Origin of the sequence: Isoptericola variabilis 225 (assembly GCF_000215105.1) — a bacterium.
GTDB lineage: Bacteria > Actinomycetota > Actinomycetes > Actinomycetales > Cellulomonadaceae > Isoptericola > Isoptericola variabilis_A.
Genome location: NC_015588.1, coordinates 855945 through 877900, shown reverse-complemented (window position 1 = coordinate 877900; position 21956 = coordinate 855945). Strand labels below are relative to the sequence as shown.

The window sequence follows — 21956 nt, the reverse complement described above, 5'->3', positions numbered from 1 at the left end:
TGGTCAGGACCGGCGGTCGTCCTCCGACGGCGGTGCGTACGGGTCCGACGACGGGCGCGCGGGCGGCGCGGGCTGCTCCGGGGACGCGTCGTCGGGCTGCTCGGGCCGCTGCTCCGGCGTCTGCCCCGAAGCCTGCTCCGGCGTCGCCGGCCGCGGCGTCGCGGGCGTGCCCGACGCCGGTCGCATCGCGCCGTAGCGCGGCTCGCCGGTGGGCGTCGTCCACCGCGGGTCGGGTCCCGTGCGCACCGGCGCGGCCGGCGTCGTCGTCTGGCGGGCCTTGCCCAGGCCGCCGGGAGACTTCAGGAGCAGCGAGCGGGCCTCGCCGGCATGCTCGGTCGCGCACAGGATCGCGTACGTCGACGCGACGATCTGCGACTGGGACGTGAAGTCGCGGCTTCCGCCGGTGAACGCGTAGGACAGCACCGAGAACAGCAGGCCGAAGCCGGCGCCGAGCGCGATCGCCGCGAAGATCACACCGCCCGCCTCGGGGCCGCCGAAGAAGGTGAGCAGCAAGCCAACGAAGAAGCCGAACCACGCGCCCGACAGCGCGCCCGCGAGCGCCACGCGCCCGTACGTGAGCCGACCGGTGACGCGCTCGACCATGCGCAGGTCGGTGCCCACGATCGTCACGTGCTGGACGGGGAACTTCTCGTCGGAGAGGAAGTCCACGGCCTGCTGGGCCTCGAGGTAGGTGTCGTACGCGGCGACCTCGTCGCCGCGCGGGGGCGTGGGGACGCGCGGAGCGCTGGACCGGCTGAACGTCATCGCCCCAGTCTGTCGTACGCCGGGCCCTGCCACCACACCGGCTCGCGGTCCGCCGCGTAGGCTGACCAGCGTGAGCGCAACGACCCGAGTTTTCGTCGCGCGGCTCGCGGGGACGCCGGTCTTCGACCCGATCGGCGACCAGGTGGGCCGCGTGCGCGACGTCGTGGTGCTGGTCCGGGCCAAGGGCCCGCCCCGCGCGGTCGGTCTCGTGGTCGAGGTCCCGGGCCGGCGCCGCATCTTCCTGCCCCTGACGCGCGTCACGAGCATCGACAGCGGTCAGGTGATCACGACGGGCCTGGTGAACATCCGCCGGTTCGAGAAGCGCGCCATGGAGTCCCTCGTGCTCGGTGAGCTGCTCGACCGGACCGTGCGGTTCAAGGACGGCTCGGGCGAGGCGACCATCGAGGACCTGTCGATCTCCCGCCAGCGCACGGGCGACTGGCTCGTCGACCAGCTGTTCGTGCGCCGCAGGCATGGCCAGCGCGGCATCGGCCTGCGACGGCGCGGCGAGACGCTCGTCGTGCCGGTCGACGCCGTCACCGGGCTCGCGACGTCGGCCGAGGAGCAGGGCGCGGCCCGGCTGCTCGAGGCGTACGAGGACCTGCGCCCCGCCGACCTCGCGGACGCGCTGCACGAGCTCGGCGACGTGCGCCGGCTCGAGGTCGCGGCCGCGCTCGACGACGAGCGGCTCGCGGACGTGCTCGGGGAGCTGCCCGAGGACGACCAGGTCGCCATCCTGTCCGCGCTCGACTCGGACCGTGCGGCCGACGTCCTCGAGGCCATGCAGCCCGACGACGCGGCCGACCTCCTGCACGAGCTGCCCGACGAGCAGGCCGCCCGGCTGCTCGAGCTCATGGAGCCCGAGGAGGCCGAGGACGTCCGTCGGCTGCTGGCCTACGCCGAGGACACCGCGGGTGGTCTCATGACGACCGAGCCGGTGATCCTCGGTCCGGAGACGCCGATCGCGACCGCGCTCGCGCACATCCGCCGCCAGGACCTGCCGCCCGCGCTCGCCTCAATGGTGTTCGTCGTGCGCCCGCCGCTCGAGACGCCGACCGGCCGGTTCCTCGGCGTCGCGCACTTCCAGCGGCTGCTGCGCGAGCCCCCGCACGCCGCGATCGGCTCGGTGCTCGACGACGACACCGAGTGGCTCACCCCGGAGGCGCCGATCGGCCGGGTGACGCGCCTGCTCGCGGCCTACGACCTGCTCGCCCTGCCGGTGCTCGACTCGCAGAAGCGCCTGCTCGGCGCGGTCTCGGTCGACGACGTGCTCGACCACATCCTCCCCGACGACTGGCGCGAGCAGCACGACGACGAGCAGCTCGAGGAGGTGCCGCGTGGCTGACCCGCTCGACCAGCCGAAGGAGATCCGCCGCTCCCTCATCCCCCGCCCCCGGGTCGAGAAGGACGCGGCGGGCAAGGCGGCCGAGGCGATCGCGCGGTTCCTGGGCACCGCGCGGTTCCTGGTCTACCTCACGGTGTTCTGCGCCGTGTGGCTCGCCTGGAACTCCTGGGGGCCCGAGCCGCTGCGCTTCGACTCCGCGGCGAACGGGTTCACCGCGCTGACCCTCATGCTGTCGCTCCAGGCCTCGTACGCCGCGCCGCTCATCCTGCTCGCGCAGAACCGTCAGGACGACCGCGACCGCGTCACCGCCGAGCAGGACCGCCAGCGCGCCGAGCGGAACCTCGCCGACACCGAGTACCTGGCCCGCGAGATGGCGTCGCTGCGCATCGCGCTGGGCGAGGTCGCGACGCGCGACTTCGTGCGCTCCGAGATCCGCAACCTGCTCGAGGAGATCACCGAGCGTGAGCGGGGCGCCCCGGCCGACGGCGAGCGCGACCGCCCGCGCTGAGGCGCCCGCCCCCGCGCGGTCCGGGGCCGCCCGCCGCGGTCCGTAGGATCGAGGCATGACGACCACCGGCTCGCCCGACCTCGCCGCGCGCGTCCGCGCGGCGCTCGCCTCCGTCGTCGACCCCGAGATCCGGCGTCCGATCACCGACCTGGGCATGGTGCGCTCGGTCGACGTGCACGACGGCGGACGGGTCACGGTGGGCGTCGACCTCACGGTCGCGGGGTGCCCCATGAAGGGCACGCTGGTGCGCGACGTGAGCGCCGCGGTCGGCGCGCTCGACGGCGTGACCGGCGTCGACGTCGACCTCGGCGTGATGACGCCCGAGCAGCGTCAGGCGCTGCGCTCGCGGCTGCGCGGCGGCACGGGCGACCCGGTCATCCCGTTCGCGCAGCCCGGCTCGCTGACCAAGGTGTACGCGATCGCGTCGGGCAAGGGCGGCGTCGGCAAGTCGTCGGTCACGGCGAACCTCGCGGCCGCGATGGCCGCCGACGGGCTGTCGGTGGGCGTGGTCGACGCCGACATCTACGGCTTCTCGATCCCGCGCATGCTCGGAGTCGACCGCCAGCCCACGCGCGTGGACTCGATGCTCCTGCCGCCGATCGAGCACGGCGTCAAGGTGGTCTCGATCGGCATGTTCGTGCCGCAGGGCCAGCCCGTCGTGTGGCGCGGCCCGATGCTGCACCGCGCGCTCGAGCAGTTCCTCGCCGACGTCTTCTGGGGTGACCTCGACGTGCTCCTGCTCGACCTGCCGCCCGGGACCGGCGACATCGCGATCTCGGTGGCGCAGCTCCTGCCGGGCAGCGAGATCGTGGTCGTCACGACGCCGCAGGCCGCGGCCGCGGAGGTCGCCGAGCGTGCCGGGTCGGTCGTCACGCAGACCTCGCAGCGCGTCGTCGGCGTCGTCGAGAACATGTCGTGGCTCGAGCAGCCCGACGGCACGCGGCTCGAGGTGTTCGGCTCGGGCGGGGGGCGCCGGGTCGCCGAGCGGCTCTCGGCCGCCGTCGGGACCGACGTCCCGCTGCTCGGCCAGGTGCCGCTCGACGTCGCGGTCCGGCAGGCCGGCGACGACGGCACGCCCGTCGTCCTGGCCGACCCCGAGTCGGCCGGTGCGCGCGTCCTGCGCGACGTCGCGCGCTCCCTCGCGTCCCGGTCCCGCGGGCTCGCGGGCATGCAGCTGGGGATCCAGCCGGTCTCGCGCTGAGGCGTCTCAGTGCGGGCAGACGTCCGCGGGCACCGGCCGGTGCACGGGATACTGTCCGCCATGACGTCCCCTGACTGGCTCGAGTCCTGGCCCGCCGACGAGGGCGCACGCCGCGTGCGCGCCCTGTTCGCCGACGCGTTCGGCGCCTCCGACGACGGTGCGCCCGACGGCGTGTGGTCGGCGCCGGGCCGGGTCAACCTCATCGGGGAGCACACCGACTACAACGGGGGCCTCGCCCTGCCGATCGCCCTGCCGCACCGCACGTACGTCGCGCTGCGCCGGCGCGACGACGACGTCGTGCGGCTCGCGTCCGCGCAGGCGCCGGGCGAGACATGGACCGCGCGCCTGTCCGAGGTCGCGCCCGGCGCGGTGAGCGGCTGGGGCGCGTACGTCGCGGGCGTCGCGTGGGCCCTGCGCCGGGCGGGGCACCAGGTGCCCGGCTTCGACGCCGTCGTGGACTCGTGCGTGCCGTTCGGCGCGGGCCTGTCGTCGTCGGCCGCGCTCGAGTGCGCGGTCGCCGTGGCGCTCGACGACGTCGCGGGCCTGGGACTGGCCGACGACGACGCGGGGCGCGCCGAGCTCGCCGCCGCGTGCGTGCGCGCCGAGAACGAGATCGCGGGCGCCCCGACCGGCGGCATGGACCAGGCGGCGTCGCTGCGCTGCACCGAGGGCCACGCGCTGCTGCTCGACTGCCGGCCGGGCCTGTCGCCGCTCGAGTCGGCCACCCGGGTGCCGTTCGACCTCGAGGCCGCCGGCCTCGCGCTGCTCGTCGTGGACACGCGCGCCGAGCACGCGCTCGTCGACGGCCAGTACGCCGCCCGGCGTGCGGCGTGCGAGAAGGCCGCCGCCCTCCTGGGCCTCGACTCGCTGCGCGACGTCCCGGCCGAGGGCCTGCCCGAGGCGCTCGACGCGCTGGCCGAGCACGACCCGGACGGCGTGCTGCGCCGTCGCGTGCAGCACGTCGTGACGGAGATCGCGCGCACGGCCGAGTTCGCGGAGCTCGTGCGCGCGGGCAAGGTCGACGAGGTCGGCCCGCTCATGCTCGCGTCGCACACGTCGCTGCGGGTCGACTACGAGGTGTCGGCGCGCGAGCTCGACCTCGTCGTCGAGGCCGCGACGTCGGCCGGTGCGCTCGGCGCGCGCATGACGGGCGGCGGCTTCGGCGGGTCGGCGATCGCCCTCGTGCGCGCCGGGGACGTGGACGCCGTCGTCGCGGCCGTGCAGCAGGCGTTCGACGACGCCGGGCTGCGGGCGCCCGGCTTCCTCCTCGCCCCGCCGTCGGCCCCCGCCGCGTAGCTCCGCCTCCACGGACGGCCGGCGCGGGTGTCAGTGCTCGCGGGCGTCCGGGTCCGACGTCGGCTCGGGCGCCGCGGCGTCGGGCGCGCGCAGCTCGGTGATCACCTCGTCGAAGAAGCCGCGCACCTCGCTCCACCGCACGGTCGCGGCGGCGAGGTGCTCGGACAGCCGGTCGACCTCGGCGTGCTGGGCCGCCTCGCGGCGGTGCTCCTCGAGGCGACGGCGCAGCTCGGCGACGCGGGCCTCGGCCTCGCGCAGGATCTGCTCGAGCTGCTCCTCGACGGAGGGGACGGCGTCCTCGCCCGGTCGGTCGGTCGTCACCACACCACGGTCGCACCGATGAGCGCGGCCGGCACGAGGACGAACACGCCGAGCACCCAGGCGGCGGCCCAGAGCTTGTTGATGCTCGCCACGGTGCCGAGCCACGTCGCGGCGCGCAGCGGCAGCTCGCGGATCCCGGGCAGGCAGAAGATCACCAGTGCGGCGTAGACGTTGAAGAGCAGGTGCACGTAGGCCGCCTGGAGCGCCACCTCGGCCTCCGCGCCCGTGAAGGCGAACGCCGCGATGAGGGCCGTGATCGTCGTGCCGATGTTGGCCCCGACCGTGAAGGGGTAGATCTCGCGCAGCGAGAAGGCGCCCGAGCTCGCGAGCGGGATCATGAGGCTCGTCGTGGTCGAGGACGACTGGACCATGACGGTCACGGCCGCGCCGCTCGCGACGCCCGAGACCGGGCCGCGGCCGATGGCGGCGTGCAGGACGGTCGCCGCCCTGCCGACCATGAGCACCTTGAGGAGCGTCCCGAGGAAGCTGATGACGGCGAGGATGAGCGCCACGCCGAGCGCGATCATGACGATGCCGTGCCAGGCGCCGGGGATGAGCTCCGTCCCGTGCTTGACGGCGTCGGACAGCGGCTTGGTGCCGGCGGAGATCACGCCGCCGAGGCCGCCGAAGACGGCCGCGAAGAGACCGCCGTCGGAGCCTGACGTCTGGTCCGCGACCCACGCCGAGCTGCGCTCGAGCACGTCGAACCCGAGCTCGAGCGGCAGGAAGATCGCGACCGCGATGAGGTTGAAGAAGTCGTGGACCGTCGCGGCCGAGAACGCGCGGCGGAAGGCGACGCGGTCGCGGGCCGCGCCCAGGCTCACGAGGGTGTTGGTGAGCGTCGTGCCGACGTTGGCGCCGAGCAGCATCGGGATCGCGATCTCGATCGGCAGGCCGCCGGCGACGAGGCCCACGGTGACCGACGTCGTCGTCGACGACGACTGGGCCGCGGCGGTGAACAGGATGCCCACCATGAGCGCGACGAACGGGTTCGACGCGAACGCGAAGAGGCTCTCGGCCGAGTCGCCCGTCGCCGTCTTGAAGCCCGAGCCGATGAGGTTGACGGCCGTGATGAGGAGGTAGACGCCGGCGACGACGCCCAGCCGGTTGGCCGTCCGCAGCGCCCGGCCGCGCAGGCCCAGACGCTCGAACGGGCTGACCAGCCGGGGTGCCGTGGGCGTCTGCCCGGACGTGCCTGCCGGGGCGGGGGTGGTGGCCGGCTCCGCGGACGTCCGCGTGATGACGTCGGTCATCGGGTGCTCCCGTCGTGAGGGTGGGCACCCGGTCGGCGCCCCGTGCGCTCCTCGTACGACGGCGAGTAGAGCAGCGGCGGGTGAAGCGGCGCCGGACCGAAGGTCACGAGAAGGTGAACAGGCCCGGCTGTGTGCATCACACGTTCACCTCGGCCTGCGGACGGCCGGCGACGGCGGCGTGTCAGAGGTCGTACGTGGCCACCACGGGCGCGTGGTCGCTCCAGCGCGCCTCGTACGTCGGGGCGCGGTCGACCTCGACCTTGACCGCGCGCGGCGCGAGCACCGGGTTGGCGAGCTGGTAGTCGATCCGCCAGCCGCGGTCGTTGGTGTACGACTGGCCGCGCCACGACCACCACGTGTACGGGCCCGGGCCCTCTCCCCCGTGCGCCCGCCCGAGATCGGTCCAGGCCAGCTCGTCGAGCCAGCGGTCGACGTAGGCGCGCTCCTCGGGCAGGAAGCCCGCGTTCTTGAGGTTGCCCTTCCAGTTCGCGATGTCGACGGTGCGGTGCGCGATGTTGACGTCGCCCGCGACGAGCGCCGGGTGCTCGGCCGCGGCGAGCTCGGTCATGCGGGCCGTGACCTTGTCGAGGTAGGCGTACTTGGCGTCCATGCTCGGCGTGCCCGCGGTCCCGGAGTGGATGTACGTCGAGACGACGGTGAGCAGGTCGCCGTCGGGCAGCTCGACGTCGGCCTCGATCCACCGGCCGGTGTCGCCCGGCGGCTCGGGGACGTCCGCCGGGCCGTAGCCGCCGAGGCCGACGCGCACCGCGCGCAGCGGCAGCCGCGACGCGATCGCGACCCCCGCGCGGCCCTTGAGCTCGCACGCCTGGTGCACGACGTGCCAGCCGTCGAGGTGCTCGCGCACGAGGTCGTCGGGCGCGCGGCACTCCTGCAGCAGCAGGACGTCGGGCGTGCGGGCGGCGATCCAGGCCTCCATGCCACGGCGGAAGGCCGCGCGGATCCCGTTGACGTTGGCGGTGGCGACGGTCAGCACGCGGGCTATCCCACCACACCCCGACGACGCCGGGGTGCCGGGTCACCGCCGTGCGTGGCGAGCCTCACTCACCGCGGTACGCGGCCTCCAGGGCGGCGATGTCGATCTTGCCCATCTGCAGCATCGCCTGCGTCGCGCGCATGTTCGCCTCGGTCGTGTAGTCGCCGCACAGCTCCTCGAGCCGCTTCGGGATGACCTGCCAGCTGACGCCGAACTTGTCCTTGCACCAGCCGCACGGGCCGGGCTCGCCGCCGTCGGACGTGAGGACCTCCCAGAAGTGGTCCACCTCGTCCTGCGTCTCGACGTCGAGGTAGAACGAGAACGCCTCGTCCAGCTGGAAGTTGGGGCCGGCGTTGAGGCCGATCACGGGCAGGCCGGCGACGGTGAACTCGACGATGAACGGGGCGCCCGGCGCGACGTCCGGGATGCCCTCCGGCGCCGTGATGATCCGCCCGACCGACGAGCCCGGGATGTGCTTCGCGTAGAACTCGGCCGCCTCGTGCGCCCGGTCGTTGCCGAACCACAGGTGGGTGCGTACGGACACCATGACTGCCTCCTTCGGCGCCCTCGCCGGTCGAGGGCTCTGGAGGTACGACGCCGGCGCCCGCCGGGACTCATCGCTCCCGCCCGCGAGGGAGCGCACCATCTGCCGAGGTAGCGCCCCGGCCCGCGAGGTAGCGCACGGGGAGGGTGCGCGCGAGAGCAGAGGGAGCGCAGCGACCGATTCATTCGAGCGCGCGCCCTCCCCGTGCGCTACCTCGAGCGAGAACGCGCTACCTCGGCGGATCGTGCGCTACCTCGGCGGATCGTGCGCTACTTCGCCGAGAGGCGCTCGGCCGTCTCGACGACGTTGGCCAGCAGCATGGCGCGGGTCATGGGCCCGACGCCGCCGGGGTTCGGCGAGTACCAGCCGGCCACCTCGAGCGCGTCGGGGTGGATGTCGCCGACGACGCGCGACTTGCCCGTCTCCGGGTCGGTCTCGCGCGAGACGCCGACGTCGACGAGCACCGCGCCGGGCTTGACCATGTCGGCCGTCACGAGCCCCTTGACGCCCGCGGCCGCGACGACGACGTCGGCCCGCTTCACGAGCCCCGCGAGGTCCTGCGTCCCCGTGTGGGTGAGCGTCACCGTCGCGTTGACCGCGCGGCGCGTGAGCAGCAGCCCGATGGGCCGCCCCACGGTCACGCCGCGGCCGAGCACCACGACCTCCTTGCCCTTGAGCGACACCCCGTGCCGCTCGACGAGCTCGATGATGCCGCGCGGCGTGCAGGGCAGCGGCGAGTCGATCTCGTCGCCCACGCGCAGCACGAGCCGGCCGAGGTTGGTCGGGTGCAGGCCGTCGGCGTCCTTGGCCGGGTCGACGAGCTCGAGCACGCGGTTGGTGTCGATGCCCTTGGGCAGCGGCAGCTGGACGATGAACCCCGTGCAGGCGGGGTCCTCGTTGAGCCGGCGCACCGCGGCCTCGATCTCCTCCTGCGTCGCGTCGGCGGGCAGGTCCTCGCGGATCGACTCGATGCCGACCTCGGCGCAGTCGCGGTGCTTGCCCGCGACGTACCACTGCGAGCCCGGGTCGTCCCCGACGAGCAGCGTGCCGAGCCCGGGCACGACGCCGCGCTCGCGCAGCGCCGCGACCCGGGTGCGCAGCTCGTCCTTGATCGCCGCGGCGGTCGCCTTGCCGTCGAGCTTCTGCGCCGTCACTGGGCGAGCCCCGGGTAGAGCGGGAAGTCGGCCGTGAGCTTCGCGACGCGCGCCGACAGGCCCTCGACGTCGGCGGACGCCCCGTCGCGCAGCGCGGTCGCGATGATGTCGGCGACCTCGGTGAACTCGGCGTCGCCGAACCCACGCGTCGCGAGCGCCGGCGTGCCGATGCGCAGACCCGAGGTGACGCGCGGCGGGCGCGGGTCGAACGGGACGGCGTTGCGGTTGACCGTGATGCCGGCGTCGTGCAGGAGGTCCTCGGCCTGCTGGCCGTCGAGCGCGGAGTTCCGCAGGTCGACGAGCACGAGGTGGACGTCGGTGCCGCCCGTGAGGACGGAGACGCCCGCGCCCGCGACGTCGGGCTGCGAGAGGCGCTCGGCGATGATCTTCGCGCCGCGCACCGTGCGCTCCTGACGGTCCTTGAACCCGTCCGTCGCGGCGACCTTGAACGCGACCGCCTTCGCGGCGATCACGTGCATGAGCGGGCCACCCTGTTGGCCCGGGAACACGGCGGAGTCGATCTTCTTGGCGTACTCCTCCTTGCTCAGGATGAAACCCGAGCGGGGGCCGCCGATCGTCTTGTGCACGGTCGAGGAGACGACGTCGGCGTGCGGCACCGGCGACGGGTGCAGCCCCGCGGCCACGAGGCCGGCGAAGTGCGCCATGTCGACCCACAGCTTGGCGCCCACCTCGTCGGCGACCTCGCGGAACGCGGCGAAGTCGAGCTGGCGCGGGTACGCGGACCAGCCGGCGATGATGACGTCGGGGCGGTGCTCGAGCGCCTTCTTGCGCACCTCGTCCATCTCGATGCGGTGCGTCTCCGGGTCGACGCCGTACGCGGCGACGTCGTACAGCTTGCCGGAGAAGTTGATCTTCATGCCGTGCGTGAGGTGGCCGCCGTGGGCCAGCTCGAGGCCGAGGATCTTGTCGCCCGCGTTGATGAGCGCGTGCAGCACGGCCGCGTTGGCCTGCGCGCCCGAGTGCGGCTGGACGTTGACGTGGTCGGCGCCGAAGAGGTCCTTGGCGCGGGCGATCGCGAGGTTCTCCGCGATGTCGACCTGCTCGCAGCCGCCGTAGTAGCGGCGGCCCGGGTAGCCCTCGGCGTACTTGTTCGTCAGGACGGAGCCCTGGGCCTGGAGCACGGCGCGGGGCACGAAGTTCTCGGACGCGATCATCTCGAGGGTGTCGCGCTGGCGGGCCAGCTCGCCCTCGAGGACGGCGGCGATCTCGGGGTCGAGCTCGGCGAGGGGCGCGTTGAGGGTGGGGTCGGGCGTGCTCATGGCGTTCTCCTGCTGCGTCGGACGGCGGCATGTCGGACAGGGTTCGACAGGGTCGGATCGAGCGAGCGGGCCCAGGCGAACGACCCGTCGTCAGCACAGCGCGTCGCTCCCCGGTGGTGATCCACCTGTACGCCAGTCGCGACGTCGCGATCCTATCGGATGGCTACTCCCCCGTGCCGGGCACGTCCGTCGTGGCCACCGGCCAGCCGTCCTCCCACGCGAGCTCCTGGATCGCCAGCCGGAACATCCCGCCGTCGTCGTCGTCGTAGAAGTGGTAGCCGAGGTGGCCCTTCGACAGCGACTGCCCGCCGGGACCGATCATCGACCCGTCGGTCGCGAGCACCTCGGTGCCGCCGCCGAGCGCCATGTCCCGGCCCTCGGCGTCGAGGAACGGCCCGGTGACGTCGCGCGAGCGCCCGACGACGATCCGGTACGTCGAGTCGACGCCCGAGCAGCACTTGTCCCACGAGACGAACAGGTAGTACCAGCCGTCGCGCTCGACGACGTACGGGGCCTCGATCGCGTTCTCGGGCACCCCGGCACGCGAGGCGACGCGCACCGGCTCCGCGTCGCCGGCGACCTTCCCGCTCGGCCACTCGAGCGGCACCACCTGGATCCCGCCCCAGAACGAGCCGAAGAACATCCACGGGTTCCCGGCGGCGTCCTCGACGATGCCGGGGTCGATCGCGTTCCAGTGGTCCTGGCCGGCGTGCGAGCGGATGACCATGCCCTGGTCGGTCCACCCGAAGTCCGGGTCGTCCGGGTCGAGCGTCGTCGCCGTCGCGAGCCCGATCGCCGAGTCGTTCGACCCGAACGTCGACGCCGAGTAGTACAGGTACCAGGTGCCGTCGTTCTCGTAGAGCTCGGGAGCCCAGTAGTTCGTGACGCCGTCGATCTCCTCGCGCACCCACGCGGGGTCTCCCGCGCGGTCCCACGCGGTGCCGACCCGCTCCCACGTCCGCCCGCCGTCGTCGGACCGGCGGATCTGCGGCGCCCCGAAGCCGACGCGCACGTCGCCGGTCGAGTAGACGAACCAGGGCTCGCCCTCGTCGCCGACGACGAGCGCCGGGTCGTGCGTCGCGAGGTCGCCCGCGAGCTCGAGCGGCTCGGCCGCAGGCTCCCAGGGACGGGTCACGCCGAGCGTCACGCCGCCCGCGACGACGACGGCCACCACGCCGGCCGTCGCCGCGACCAGGGCCGGCCTCATGCGCACGCCTCGTCCGTGGCCGGGTCCGCGTCGAGCCGCAGGAGCCGCACGCCGTGCGCGGGCACGTCGACGTCGATCACGGTGTCGCCGGCGGTCGCGGCGCTCGCGGGCGCGAGCCGGACGCGCTCGCCCGTCCACACGTCGGTGAGCGCCTCGGGCGCGCCGGGCAGGTCCGCCGACGCCGCGGGGACGCGCACGCGGCGCGCCTCGCGCCCGGTGTTGAACACCCCGGCCCAGCGCGCGCCGGCGAGCTCGCCGCCGCCGCGCTCACCACCGCCACGCGCGCCCCAGACGACGAGGTCGCCCTCGCGCAGCAGCTCGCGCCCGCCACCGGAGCCGCGCGCGACGTCGAGCACGGCCGGGTTGGTCAGGTCGGCGATCGTCGCCGCGTCCGACGTGGGCAGGTCCCCGCCGACGAACAGCGGCGAGCGCGCGAGGCACCACAGCGAGAGCATCGTCCGGCGCTCGTCGGCGGTCAGGAGGCTGTCGCGCGGCTCGCCGCGCTCGGCGCGCAGGCCGATCCGGCCGAGCGGCAGCATGTCGGCGTCGGCCCAGCCGGCGGGACCGGAGTGCGGCGCCCACCGCGCCAGGCGCGTGAGCTGCGCCTCGACGTCCTCCCAGCGGTCCCACAGGTCGTCCGAGACCCGCCACATGTCGGCGTGCTCGCGCAGGTGCTCGAGGTGCGCGAGCGAGAGCTCGGTGCCGGGCGACAGCGAGACGGTGACGCGCCGCCCGTGCCGCAGCTCCGCGCGTCGGACCGCGAGCGAGAGCGCCTCGATCGCGTCCGCGTGGTACGGGGCGAGCATGTCGTCGACCTTGAGGAAGTCGACGCCCCAGCCGACGACGTGCTCGATCATCGCGTCGAGCCAGGCCTGGGCGCCCGGGTGGTCGTGGCGCAGCCCGTAGCAGTCGGGGTTCCACGGGCACGTGCTCCCGCGGTCGGCGATCTCGCCCGTGGTGTGCTCGGTGCCCGGCACGGGCAGGTCCGCCTCGACGGCGCGCCGCGCGATGCCGCGCATGAGGTGGATGCCGAAGCGCAGCCCGAGGTCGTGCACGGCGGCGGCGAGCGGCGCGAACCCCGCGCCGCCGTCGGCCGACGGGAACCGCGCGATCACCGGCTCGAGGAAGCCTCGCTCGTCGAACTGCACCGGGGCGTCCTGGTTGTACCCGCCGGCGCGGGCGGTCGGCTCGTACCACTGGATGTCGACGACGACGGTGTCCCAGCCGACGTCGGCCATGCGCTCGGCCATGAACCGGGCGTTGGCCAGGACCTCGTCCTCGGTCACCGTGGTGCCGTAGCTGTCCCAGGAGTTCCAGCCCATGGGCGGTGCCACCTGCGGCGCGGCCGTCCCGCTGCGCTCCATCGCTCGTTCTCCCGCCTGTACATCGTTGTAGGAGCCGATGGTGCATGGCCGGCCGCCACCGCGTCAAGCCGCCTCTTCATCGTTGTAGGTTCGTGACCCACGACACTTGACCATCGGCCGCCGACCGTGCGAGCGTGTGGGCCGTCGGTGATTCTTCATCGATGTAAAGCCGAGTCGAGGGTGACAGGAACCCTCGATCGCGGACCCGGATTGACCGAGAGGACCCCGTGATGAGGAAGTCACGCCTGACCGCCGGCGTCGTTGCCGGGCTGGTCGTCGCCAGCACCGCCGCGTGCAGCTCCGGTGGCGGAGGAGGCTCGTCGGAGGGCCTCACCTTCATGTTCCGCGGCGGCGAGGACGAGAAGGCCGCCTACCAGGAGGCCATCGACCGCTTCACCGAGGAGACCGGCGTCGAGGTCGAGGTCATCGTCACCGACGCGGACCAGTACGCGACGAAGCTGCAGGCCGCGATCGCCGGCAACAACGTGCCCGACGTGTTCTACATCGAGCAGGCCAACCTCCAGTCGTACGTGACCTCCGGGATCCTCATGGACATCACGGACCAGGTCGCCGAGCAGGGCGTGGACCTCGACAACCTGTGGGAGTACGGCGTCGACTCCTACCGCTACGACGGCACGCTCCAGGGCACGCCCGACGGCCGCCTCTACGGCCTGCCGAAGGACGTCGGCCCGTTCGCCATGGGCTACAACAAGACGATGCTCGAGGAGGCCGGGATCCCGCTGCCCGACCCGGACCAGCCGCTGACCTGGGACGAGTGGCTCGAGATCCTCAAGGCCCTCACCAAGGACACCGACGGCGACGGCGAGGTCGACCAGTGGGGCACCGGCCTCAACGTCCAGTGGAACCTGCAGTCGTTCGTGTGGTCGAACGGCGGCGACTGGACCAACGAGGACCGCACGCAGGTCACGGTCGACACGCCCGAGTTCGCCGAGGCGCTGCAGTTCTTCACCGACCTGACGACCGAGCACAAGGTCACGCCGAACCCCGAGCAGGCGCAGACGCTCGACACCTACCAGCGCTTCATGGCCGGCGAGATCGGGTTCTTCCCGGTCGGCCCGTGGGACATGAGCGTCTACAACGAGCTCGACTTCGAGTACGACCTCATGCCCTGGCCCGTCGGCAAGACCGGTGAGACCGCCGCGTGGATCGGCTCGCTCGGCATCGGCGTCTCGACGACGACGGACATGCCCGAGGAGGCCGTCAAGCTCGTGACCTACCTGTCGGCCGACCCGACCGCGCAGGAGACCCTGGTGAACGCCAACATCCAGGTCCCGAACCTCATCGACGTGGCCGAGGAGTGGGCGCAGGCGCCCGACGCCGAGCCGGCGAACCGTCAGGAGTTCCTCGACATCATCCAGGACTACGGCCGCCCGATGCCCGCCGCGATGACGTACGGCGCCGCCTGGTACGACGAGCTGTGGACCAACATCCAGCCCGTCGTCGACGGCCAGAAGCCGGCCGCCGAGTACCTCGCCGAGGTCCAGCCGCGCATGCAGCAGCTGCTCGACGAGTCGAACGCCCAGGCCGAGCAGGCCGCGGCCGCCAACGCCGGCGCGAACGGCTGACCGTCCCACCGGGTGCGGCCGCCGGAGCCCCGGCGGCCGCACCCGCCCGACCGACCCTCTCGACGAAGGAGTCAGCGATGACGACGTCCTCCGCGACGACGTCCGGCTCGACCGCGACGACCGGGCTGCGCGGCTCGGTGACCGAACCCCCTCGGAAGGCACCGCCCGGCGGCGGGACCTCGCGGCTCCACCGCCAGGAGCAGAAGTGGGCGCTGATCTTCGTCGCCGCCCCCGTGATCGGCTACCTCGCCTTCACGCTCTACCCCGTGCTCTTCGCCGCCTACGCGTCGCTCACGCAGTGGAACGGCCTGGGGCCGATGCGGTTCGTCGGCCTGCAGAACTACGTGAACCTGCTGGGCGACGAGTACTTCCGCATCTCGCTGTTCAACACGTTCTTCTACATGATCGGCATCCCGATCGGCCTGGCGCTCTCGCTCGCGCTGGCGCTCGCGATGAACCGCAAGCTGTACGGGCTGACGGCGTTCCGCACCATCTACTACATCCCCGTGATCTCGTCGCTCGCCGCGATCGCGATCCTGTGGCAGTGGGCCTACAACGGCGACTTCGGCCTCGTGAACCAGTTCCTGGCGTACCTCGGCATCGACGGCCCGAACTGGCTCGCGAGCACCACCTGGTCGAAGCCGGCCATCATCATCATGGCCGTCTGGAAGGGCCTCGGGTACTCGATGCTGCTGTACCTGGCGGCGATCCAGTCCGTTCCGCGCTCGCTCTACGAGGCGGCCGAGCTCGACGGCGCGAACGCCTGGCAGCGGTTCCGCGCGATCACGCTCCCCATGGTCCGGCCCGTGACGTTCTTCCTCGTGGTCACCAACATCATCGCCGGCGCGCAGATCTTCACCGAGATCAACATCATGACGCCGACTGGCGGCCCGGAGTACTCGACCGCCTCGGCCGTGTGGCACATCTGGCGCCAGGCCTTCCGCTACCAGCAGATGGGGTACGCCACCGCGATGGCGATCGTCCTGGGGATCCTCATCCTCATCATCACGCTCATCCAGTTCCGCCTGAACCGGCGCAACAGCTTCGTCATCGACTGAGGCGGAGGAAGAACCATGGCACGCACTCCGGCGCTGAGCCGCAAGACGAGCTCGCGCATCACCGACACCGTCGTCTGGATCATCCTCGCCGCCGGCGCGATCGTCATGATCGCCCCGCTGCTGTGGATGTTCTCCACGTCGCTGAAGACCAAGCTCGAGGTCTTCGCCCTCCCGCCCGTGTGGGTCCCCGAGATCCCGCAGTGGGACACGTATGTGCGGATGTGGGCGGACTCGCTCATCCTCTCGGGCTTCAAGAACAGCCTCATCGTCTCGCTCACCGTGACGATCATCGGGACGTTCACCTGCTCGCTGGCCGCGTTCTCGCTGGCCAAGCTGCGCCTGCCGTTCCGCAACACGATCTTCATCGGCCTGCTCACGGGCATCATGATCCCGTTCCCGACGCTGATGATCCCGCAGTTCGTCATGTTCTCGCGGTTCGGCTGGGTCGACACGCTGCTGCCCCTGATCGTCCCGGCGATCTTCGGCAACATCGTCATGATCTTCTTCCTGCGGCAGTACCTCGAGAACGTCCCGAACTCGCTCGTCGAGGCCGCGAAGATCGACGGCGCCTCGTACTTCCAGATCTTCTGGAAGATGATCCTGCCGATCATCCGGCCTGCGGTCGCCGCGCAGTTCATCCTGTGGTTCATGGTGGTCTGGAACGACTACCTGGCCCCGATCCTCTACCTGAACACGCCCGAGCGGCAGACGCTGCAGGTCGTCATCGCGAACATGAACGTCCAGTACGCGACGCAGCGCGACTACCCGCTCATCATGGGCGCCTCGACGGTGGCGCTGCTGCCGATCCTCGTGGTGTTCCTCATCTTCCAGCGGCAGATCATCGAGTCGGTCGCGCTGACCGGGACCAAGGGCTGACATGACCGACCTCGACGCCCGGGCCGACCTCGACACGGCGGCCTGGGGAGCCAAGCACGTCCACGACCCGACGATCGTGCGCGACGACGACGGCACGTACTGGCTGTTCTCGACCGACGCCCGGTCCGACGGGCCGGTCCGCGGCGGCGTGCAGATCCGCCGGTCGTCGGACCTGGTCACGTGGGAGTTCCACGGCTGGGCGTTCGACGGCGTCCCCGCGCCGGCGGCCGCCTGGTCCGGGGCGCACGGCCTGTGGGCGCCCGACGTCGTGCGCGTCCCGACCCCCGCCGGGCCCGAGTGGCGCATGTACTACTCGGCGTCGACGTTCGGCTCCCGGCGCTCGGCGATCGGCCTGGCGGTCGCGCCGCACCCGGCCGGCCCGTGGGCCGACCGAGGCGTCGTCGTCGCGAGCGAGCACCACGAGCCGCCCGAGGGTCTCACCCAGCCCAACGCCATCGACGCCAACCTCGTCACCGAGCCGGACGGCACGCAGTGGCTCGTGTACGGGTCGTTCTTCGGGGGCATCCACGTGCTGCCGGTCGACCCGGCCACGGGCCTCGTCCCCGACGCGCCCGCGCCGGGCACGCTGCACACGGCGCCCGGCACGCTGCTCGCGCGCCGGGCGCGCACCGCGGACAACGGGGCGGTCGAGGGGGCGTTCGTGCTCCCCCGCCCCGGCGGCGGGTGGGCGCTCGTCGTCTCGTACGACTCGCTCGCGTCGAGCTACCACGTCCGCGCCGCGGTCGGCGACGCGGTGACGGGCCCGTTCCGCGACCGCGCCGGGCGCACCATGTCGGACGACGGGCCCGACGTCGACCCCTGGTCGATCGGCGTGCCGATCCTCGCCGGCCACCGCCACGCGGGCGGGCCCGGCGTGCTCGCCCCGGGCCACGCGTCCGTGCTGACCGAGACCGTCCCGACGGCCTCCGGGCCGCTCGAGCGCCACCTGCTCGTGCACCACGTGCGCGACGCCGACGCGCCGACCGAGCACCGGCTGCAGGTGCGGCGTCTGGTCTGGACGCACGACGGCTGGCCGCTCGTGTCGCCGCAGCCGTGGGCCGGCGCGGCCCGCGAGGACGACGACCAGGCGTGCTGGCCCACCGATCCCGCGGTGCTCGAAGGCACCTGGGAGTCGCTCGCGCCCGGCGCCGCGCCGACGCGCGTGCAGGACGGCGTCGTCGGCGAGCTCTCCCCCCGCTCGGGCGTGCGAGCCCTCGGCGAGGGCCGCTTCACCTGGACGGCCGACGACGGCGCGACCGTGTCCGCCGTCGTGCACCCGGGCTGGGACGCCGTACGCGGACGTGCGACGCTGTGCCTCGGCGCGCTCGACGACGCGGGGCGCGTCACACTCGCCACCCGCCTGCCGTAGGAGGACCCGTGACCGACGCGCGCGACCGCGACCTGCGCGCCGACGCGCGGCGCCGCGTCGCCGACGCCGAGGTGCCCGGCTGGGCCGGTGGCGTCATGCTCGGCCTGCGCTGGGTCACGCTGCTCGTGGAGCTCAACCTCATGGTCCTGCTCGGCACGCTCGCGGGCGGCGTGGTGCTGGGGCTCGGCCCGTCGCTGCGTGCCGGGAGCGCCGTCGCCGCGGCGATGACGGCGGACCCGACGCCGTGGCGCACGTTCTGGCGCACCTGGCGGCGCGGCTTCGGGCGGGCGAACCTGCTGTTCGCGCCCGTGTGGGCCGCCGCGATCCTGCTGTGGTTCGACGGCGTCGCCGTCACGCTCCTCGAGGGCCCGGCGCGCGCGGCGCTCCACGTGGGGCTCGTCGCCGTGGCCGTGTGGGGCGCCGTCGTGCTCGCGTACTGGCCGCGCGTCACCCAGCGCTACGACCGCGGTGCCGGTGCGACCTGGCGCTTCCTGCTGCTCGTGCCCCTGCTCGGCCCGACGACGTCGCTCGCCGTCCTGGTCGTGCTCGGCGCGACCGCGCTCGCCGTGTGGGCGCTGCCCGCGCTCGTCGTGCTCGTGGGCGCGTCGTTCCCGCTGTGGGCCACCGGCCGCCTCGTCGACGACCGCCTCGACCGGATCGACGCACGGGCCTCCTGAGACGTCCGTCTTGCGGGGAGGTCGTGCGGCGGGTCAGCTGGCCGCCGTGTGGACGGCGACCTCCTCGATCCCGCCCGGCTGGACGGCGACGACCTTCTCCGGCGCGCCGATGGGCACGTCACCGGTGGACTCGCGCCCGACGATGCGCGAGTCGGGCACGACGCGCCGGAACGTGCGGTGGCCGGTCGACGCGATCCGCTCCACGAGCAGGTCGACGGCGGTGCGCGCGATCTGCTCGCGCCCCGGGTCGACCGAGCTGATGGTCGGCGCGGAGTACTTGACGTCGTCGATGTCGTCGAAGCCGATGAGCGCGACGTCGTCCGGCACGTCGATGCGGCGGGCGTGCAGCGCGTGCAGCGCGCCGAGCGCCATGGCGTCGTTGAGGGCGAACACCGCGTCGACCTCGACACCGGCGTCGAGCATCCGGGCCATGGTCTCGGCGCCGGTCGCGCGGTGCCACAGGCCCGCCTCGCCCATGAGCGCCGGGTCGTACGGCAGGCCGGCCTCCTCGAGACCCTGCAGGTAGCCGGCGGTGCGGAGCGCTGCCGAACCGACCTGCTCGCCCTCGTGGGCGCCGATGAGCGCGATGCGCCGGCGGCCGAGCGAGGCGAGGTGCAGCGTGGCGGCCTTCGCGGCCGCGACGTTGTTCATGGTCACGTGGTCGGCGGGCGCGTCGAACACGCGCTCGCCGAGCACGACCAGCGGGAAGTCGACCGAGAACAGCTCGATGTCGTCCTGGCCCAGCTCGAGCGGCGAGAAGAGCAGGCCGTCGGTGAGGTGCCGCCGCTTGCCGGAGAGCACCTCCATCTCGCGCTCCTTGCTCGCGCTCGTCTGCTCGATGAGCACGGTCAGGCCGTGCTGCTCCGCCGCGCGGATGACCGAGTCGGCGAGCTCGGCGAAGTAGGGCAGCGACAGCTCCGGCACCGCGAGCGTGATCATGTCCGTGCGGCGCGTGCGGAGGTTCCGCGCGGTCGTGTTGAGGCGGTACCCGAGGTGCTCGATGGCCTCCTCGACGCGCTCGCGCGTCTCGGGGCGTATGTGGGGGTAGCCGTTGACGACGTTCGACACCGTCTTGATCGACACCCCGGCGCGGACCGCGACGTCGTGCATGGTCACCGGCACGCCGCTCACCGCCCTGCCCGCTGCTCGGCGTGCGTCTGCGCAGCCGGAACCCAGACCCGCATCGGCCCCTCTCCTCGGTTTCCCCACACAGCGTAGGGCACCGCGCGCACCTCGACCGGGACCGCCGCGTCGGCGGCGTCCGGCGGCACGGCGTCGCGGTAGAGCGGCAGGCCCCCCGACGGGCGGGCGCGGCCGGTCGCCGTGAGCGTCGCGCCGATCCCGAGCGTGTCGTCGCCCGGCCCGACGGCGAGGCTCGCCGGGTCGATCTCGACGTCCTCGAGCGCGACGCCCGGGTGGTCGACCTGCTCGAGGCAGTGCACGACCGGTCCGCGCGCGAGTGCCACGCACCCGCGCACGGCGTCGACGCGCGGGTGGGCGTGCAGCGCCCGCGGCTCCATCGGCAGGCTCAGCCGCACCTCGCGCGCGCCGGGCGGCACGACGGCGTAGCCGCGAGCGTCGGTCTCGACGGGCCGGGGCTCGCCGTCGACGACGAGCCGCAGGCGCGCGACGTCGGCCCACCCCGGCACGCGCAGGGCGAGCGGCACGGGCGTCGGGGCCGACGCCGTGACGACCACGTCCCCGTCCCACGGGTACCCCGTGCGCACGGCGAGCCGCACGCCGTCCTGGGCACCGCCGTCGGGCAGGCCGGTGCGCGGCAGCTCGAGATCGGCGTCGGCGTAGAGGTGGAGCGCGAGCGTGCCGTCGTCGTGCGCGGACGCGACCATGGTCTGCAGCGCGGCGACGAGGCGCGCGAGGTTCGGCGGGCAGCACGCGCACGCGAACCAGCCGCGCCGCCCGGAGGCCTGGTACTCGTCGGAGCCGTCGTGGCCCTCGCGCACGTGCAGCGGGTTGGAGTAGAAGAACGCGGTGCCGTCGAGCGACGTCGCCGCCGCGACGACGTTGTGCAGCGCGTGCTCGATCGCGTCGGCGTACCGGCCCTCGCCCGTGGCGAGCAGCATCCGCCACGCCCACAGCACCCTCGCGACGCCGGCGCACGACTCGGCGTACGCGCGGTCGGGCGGCAGCTCGAACGGGTCGCCGAACGACTCGTCCTTGTGCCGCGAGCCCATGCCGCCCGTGACGTAGGTCTTGCGGCCGAAGGCGTCGTCCCACAGGCGGGTCGCGGCGTCGAGCAGCTCGGTATCGCCCGTCTCGAGGTAGAGGTCGACGACGCCGGCAAGGAGGTAGAGCTGGCGCACGGCGTGGCCGGCGACCTCGGTCGCCTCGACGACGGGCGTCGCGTCCTGGTGGTAGGCGGGCTCGAACGGGCCCGACCCGAGTCGGCGGTGCCCGCGCAGGTCGACCATCCGCCGTGCGGCGTCGACGTAGCGCCGCTCGCCGGTCTCGCGCGCGAGCTCGACGAGCGCGGTCTCGACCTCCGGGTGGCCGCAGAAGATCTCCTCGCCGGCCTCGAGGCGTCCGGTGACCTCGTCCGCCCAGCGCCGGCCGACGTCGAGCAGGTCGCGCTCCCCGGTGGCTCGCGCCCGCGCGACGCCGGCCTGGAGCAGGTGCCCGAGCACGTACAGCTCGTGGCCCCAGCGCAGGTCGGCGTACGGCTCGGTCGACGGCGCGGCCCCGCCCTGGACGTGGGAGTCGAGGTAGCCCGACGGCGCCTGGACCCGCTCGAGCAGCGCGACGATGCGCCGCACGGTCTCCTCGTGCACCGGCACCCCCGTCCGCGCGGACTCCCACGCGACGGCCTCGAGCGTCTTGTGCACGTCGGAGTCGGCGAAGTTGAAGCCCCGGTACGGGCCGTCGTGGTGCTCGGGGTCGGCGGGGTCGAGCAGGCGGCGCAGGTTGTCCAGGGCGCCTGACGTCTCGAGCGCGTCGAGGCAGTGCGGGATCGTCGCCGCGGCGTTGCGCTCCTGCCACGCCCCCAGGCGCCCGCTCGGCAGGAGGCGGACCGCCGTCGTGGGCAACGGCCGGGTGCGCGCGTGGGGCAGCGCACCGGCCACGGGGCCGGCGGCGCCCGCAGGGGTGGTGAGCGTCATCGTCGAGACTCCGGAGTGGTGCTGGGCACGGGATACGTGATTCAC

General features: G+C 73.4%; 20 protein-coding genes and 1 riboswitch. Of the genes, 9 read left to right on the top strand and 11 right to left on the bottom strand.

From position 1 onward, the window contains the following. Window positions 1-3: 3 nt before the first annotated feature. Entirely contained in the window at window positions 4-765 is a 762-nt protein-coding gene (locus ISOVA_RS15335; protein WP_013837992.1) for a YflT domain-containing protein, read from the bottom strand. Window positions 766-835: 70 nt separating this feature from the next. Here ISOVA_RS15335 and ISOVA_RS04085 point away from each other — a divergent pair, with 70 nt between their 5' ends. Genes ISOVA_RS04085 through galK form a run of 4 tightly spaced genes read left to right on the top strand, consistent with a single transcriptional unit; the run spans window position 836 to window position 5115 of the window. Then, complete coding sequence (locus ISOVA_RS04085; RefSeq protein ID WP_013837991.1) at window positions 836-2110, top strand: magnesium transporter MgtE N-terminal domain-containing protein; 1275 nt, start codon at window positions 836-838, stop codon at window positions 2108-2110. Further along, entirely contained in the window at window positions 2103-2618 is a 516-nt protein-coding gene (locus ISOVA_RS04080; RefSeq protein WP_013837990.1) for a DUF1003 domain-containing protein, read from the top strand. The genes ISOVA_RS04085 and ISOVA_RS04080 overlap by 8 nt, the downstream gene beginning before the upstream one ends. A gap of 55 nt (window positions 2619-2673) precedes the next feature. Next, entirely contained in the window at window positions 2674-3819 is a 1146-nt protein-coding gene (locus ISOVA_RS04075; RefSeq protein WP_013837989.1) for a P-loop NTPase, read from the top strand. A 60-nt stretch (window positions 3820-3879) separates the two neighbouring features. Further along, the gene (gene galK / locus ISOVA_RS04070) at window positions 3880-5115 is read left to right on the top strand and encodes a galactokinase (protein WP_041294770.1); all 1236 of its coding nucleotides are present in this window, start codon (window positions 3880-3882) and stop codon (window positions 5113-5115) included. A 30-nt stretch (window positions 5116-5145) separates the two neighbouring features. On the opposite strand, the gene ISOVA_RS04065 is transcribed toward galK, so the two are convergent. The 8 genes from ISOVA_RS04065 to ISOVA_RS04030 form a co-directional block, all read right to left on the bottom strand. Continuing rightward, entirely contained in the window at window positions 5146-5436 is a 291-nt protein-coding gene (locus tag ISOVA_RS04065) for a hypothetical protein (RefSeq protein WP_013837987.1), read from the bottom strand. Continuing rightward, window positions 5433-6689, bottom strand: coding sequence for a Na/Pi symporter (locus ISOVA_RS04060; RefSeq protein WP_013837986.1), 1257 nt, complete (start codon window positions 6687-6689; stop codon window positions 5433-5435). The genes ISOVA_RS04065 and ISOVA_RS04060 overlap by 4 nt, the downstream gene beginning before the upstream one ends. Before the next feature lie 181 nt (window positions 6690-6870). Continuing rightward, on the bottom strand, window positions 6871-7683 hold the full coding sequence (locus tag ISOVA_RS04055; RefSeq protein WP_013837985.1) for an exodeoxyribonuclease III: 813 nt from the start codon (window positions 7681-7683) through the stop codon (window positions 6871-6873). A 64-nt stretch (window positions 7684-7747) separates the two neighbouring features. Beyond that, on the bottom strand, window positions 7748-8230 hold the full coding sequence (locus ISOVA_RS04050; RefSeq protein WP_013837984.1) for a VOC family protein: 483 nt from the start codon (window positions 8228-8230) through the stop codon (window positions 7748-7750). A gap of 266 nt (window positions 8231-8496) precedes the next feature. Then, on the bottom strand, window positions 8497-9381 hold the full coding sequence (locus tag ISOVA_RS04045) for a bifunctional methylenetetrahydrofolate dehydrogenase/methenyltetrahydrofolate cyclohydrolase (RefSeq protein WP_013837983.1): 885 nt from the start codon (window positions 9379-9381) through the stop codon (window positions 8497-8499). Beyond that, complete coding sequence (gene glyA / locus ISOVA_RS04040) at window positions 9378-10661, bottom strand: serine hydroxymethyltransferase (protein ID WP_013837982.1); 1284 nt, start codon at window positions 10659-10661, stop codon at window positions 9378-9380. The genes ISOVA_RS04045 and glyA overlap by 4 nt, the downstream gene beginning before the upstream one ends. Window positions 10662-10723: 62 nt before the next feature. Continuing rightward, window positions 10724-10811: riboswitch (ZMP/ZTP riboswitch) on the bottom strand. A 13-nt stretch (window positions 10812-10824) separates the two neighbouring features. After that, on the bottom strand, window positions 10825-11868 hold the full coding sequence (locus ISOVA_RS04035) for an arabinan endo-1,5-alpha-L-arabinosidase (protein WP_013837981.1): 1044 nt from the start codon (window positions 11866-11868) through the stop codon (window positions 10825-10827). Then, complete coding sequence (locus ISOVA_RS04030; protein ID WP_013837980.1) at window positions 11865-13232, bottom strand: glycoside hydrolase family 27 protein; 1368 nt, start codon at window positions 13230-13232, stop codon at window positions 11865-11867. Before ISOVA_RS04030 ends, ISOVA_RS04035 begins: the two co-directional genes overlap by 4 nt. 230 nt (window positions 13233-13462) lie before the next feature. On the opposite strand from ISOVA_RS04030, the gene ISOVA_RS04025 reads away from it, so the two are divergent. From ISOVA_RS04025 to ISOVA_RS04005, 5 genes are all read left to right on the top strand, one after another. Further along, window positions 13463-14818 carry an ABC transporter substrate-binding protein gene (locus tag ISOVA_RS04025; protein WP_013837979.1) on the top strand — a complete coding sequence of 452 codons (1356 nt, stop codon included), beginning with the start codon at window positions 13463-13465 and terminating at the stop codon, window positions 14816-14818. A gap of 77 nt (window positions 14819-14895) precedes the next feature. Further along, window positions 14896-15876 (top strand): carbohydrate ABC transporter permease, encoded by a 981-nt coding sequence (locus tag ISOVA_RS04020; protein ID WP_013837978.1) that lies wholly within the window; start codon window positions 14896-14898, stop codon window positions 15874-15876. A 15-nt stretch (window positions 15877-15891) separates the two neighbouring features. Next, on the top strand, window positions 15892-16752 hold the full coding sequence (locus tag ISOVA_RS04015) for a carbohydrate ABC transporter permease (protein WP_013837977.1): 861 nt from the start codon (window positions 15892-15894) through the stop codon (window positions 16750-16752). 1 nt (window position 16753) lies between these two features. Beyond that, entirely contained in the window at window positions 16754-18121 is a 1368-nt protein-coding gene (locus tag ISOVA_RS04010) for an arabinan endo-1,5-alpha-L-arabinosidase (protein ID WP_013837976.1), read from the top strand. Between the two features lie 8 nt (window positions 18122-18129). Next, window positions 18130-18798: a YesL family protein gene (locus tag ISOVA_RS04005; protein ID WP_013837975.1), complete on the top strand. Its 669-nt coding sequence runs from the start codon at window positions 18130-18132 to the stop codon at window positions 18796-18798. A gap of 33 nt (window positions 18799-18831) precedes the next feature. Here ISOVA_RS04005 and ISOVA_RS04000 read toward each other — a convergent pair whose 3' ends face one another. Beyond that, window positions 18832-19920, bottom strand: coding sequence for a LacI family DNA-binding transcriptional regulator (locus ISOVA_RS04000; protein ID WP_041295119.1), 1089 nt, complete (start codon window positions 19918-19920; stop codon window positions 18832-18834). Between the two features lie 5 nt (window positions 19921-19925). After that, window positions 19926-21911 carry a glycoside hydrolase family 127 protein gene (locus ISOVA_RS03995; protein ID WP_013837973.1) on the bottom strand — a complete coding sequence of 662 codons (1986 nt, stop codon included), beginning with the start codon at window positions 21909-21911 and terminating at the stop codon, window positions 19926-19928. Window positions 21912-21956 lie beyond the last annotated feature (45 nt).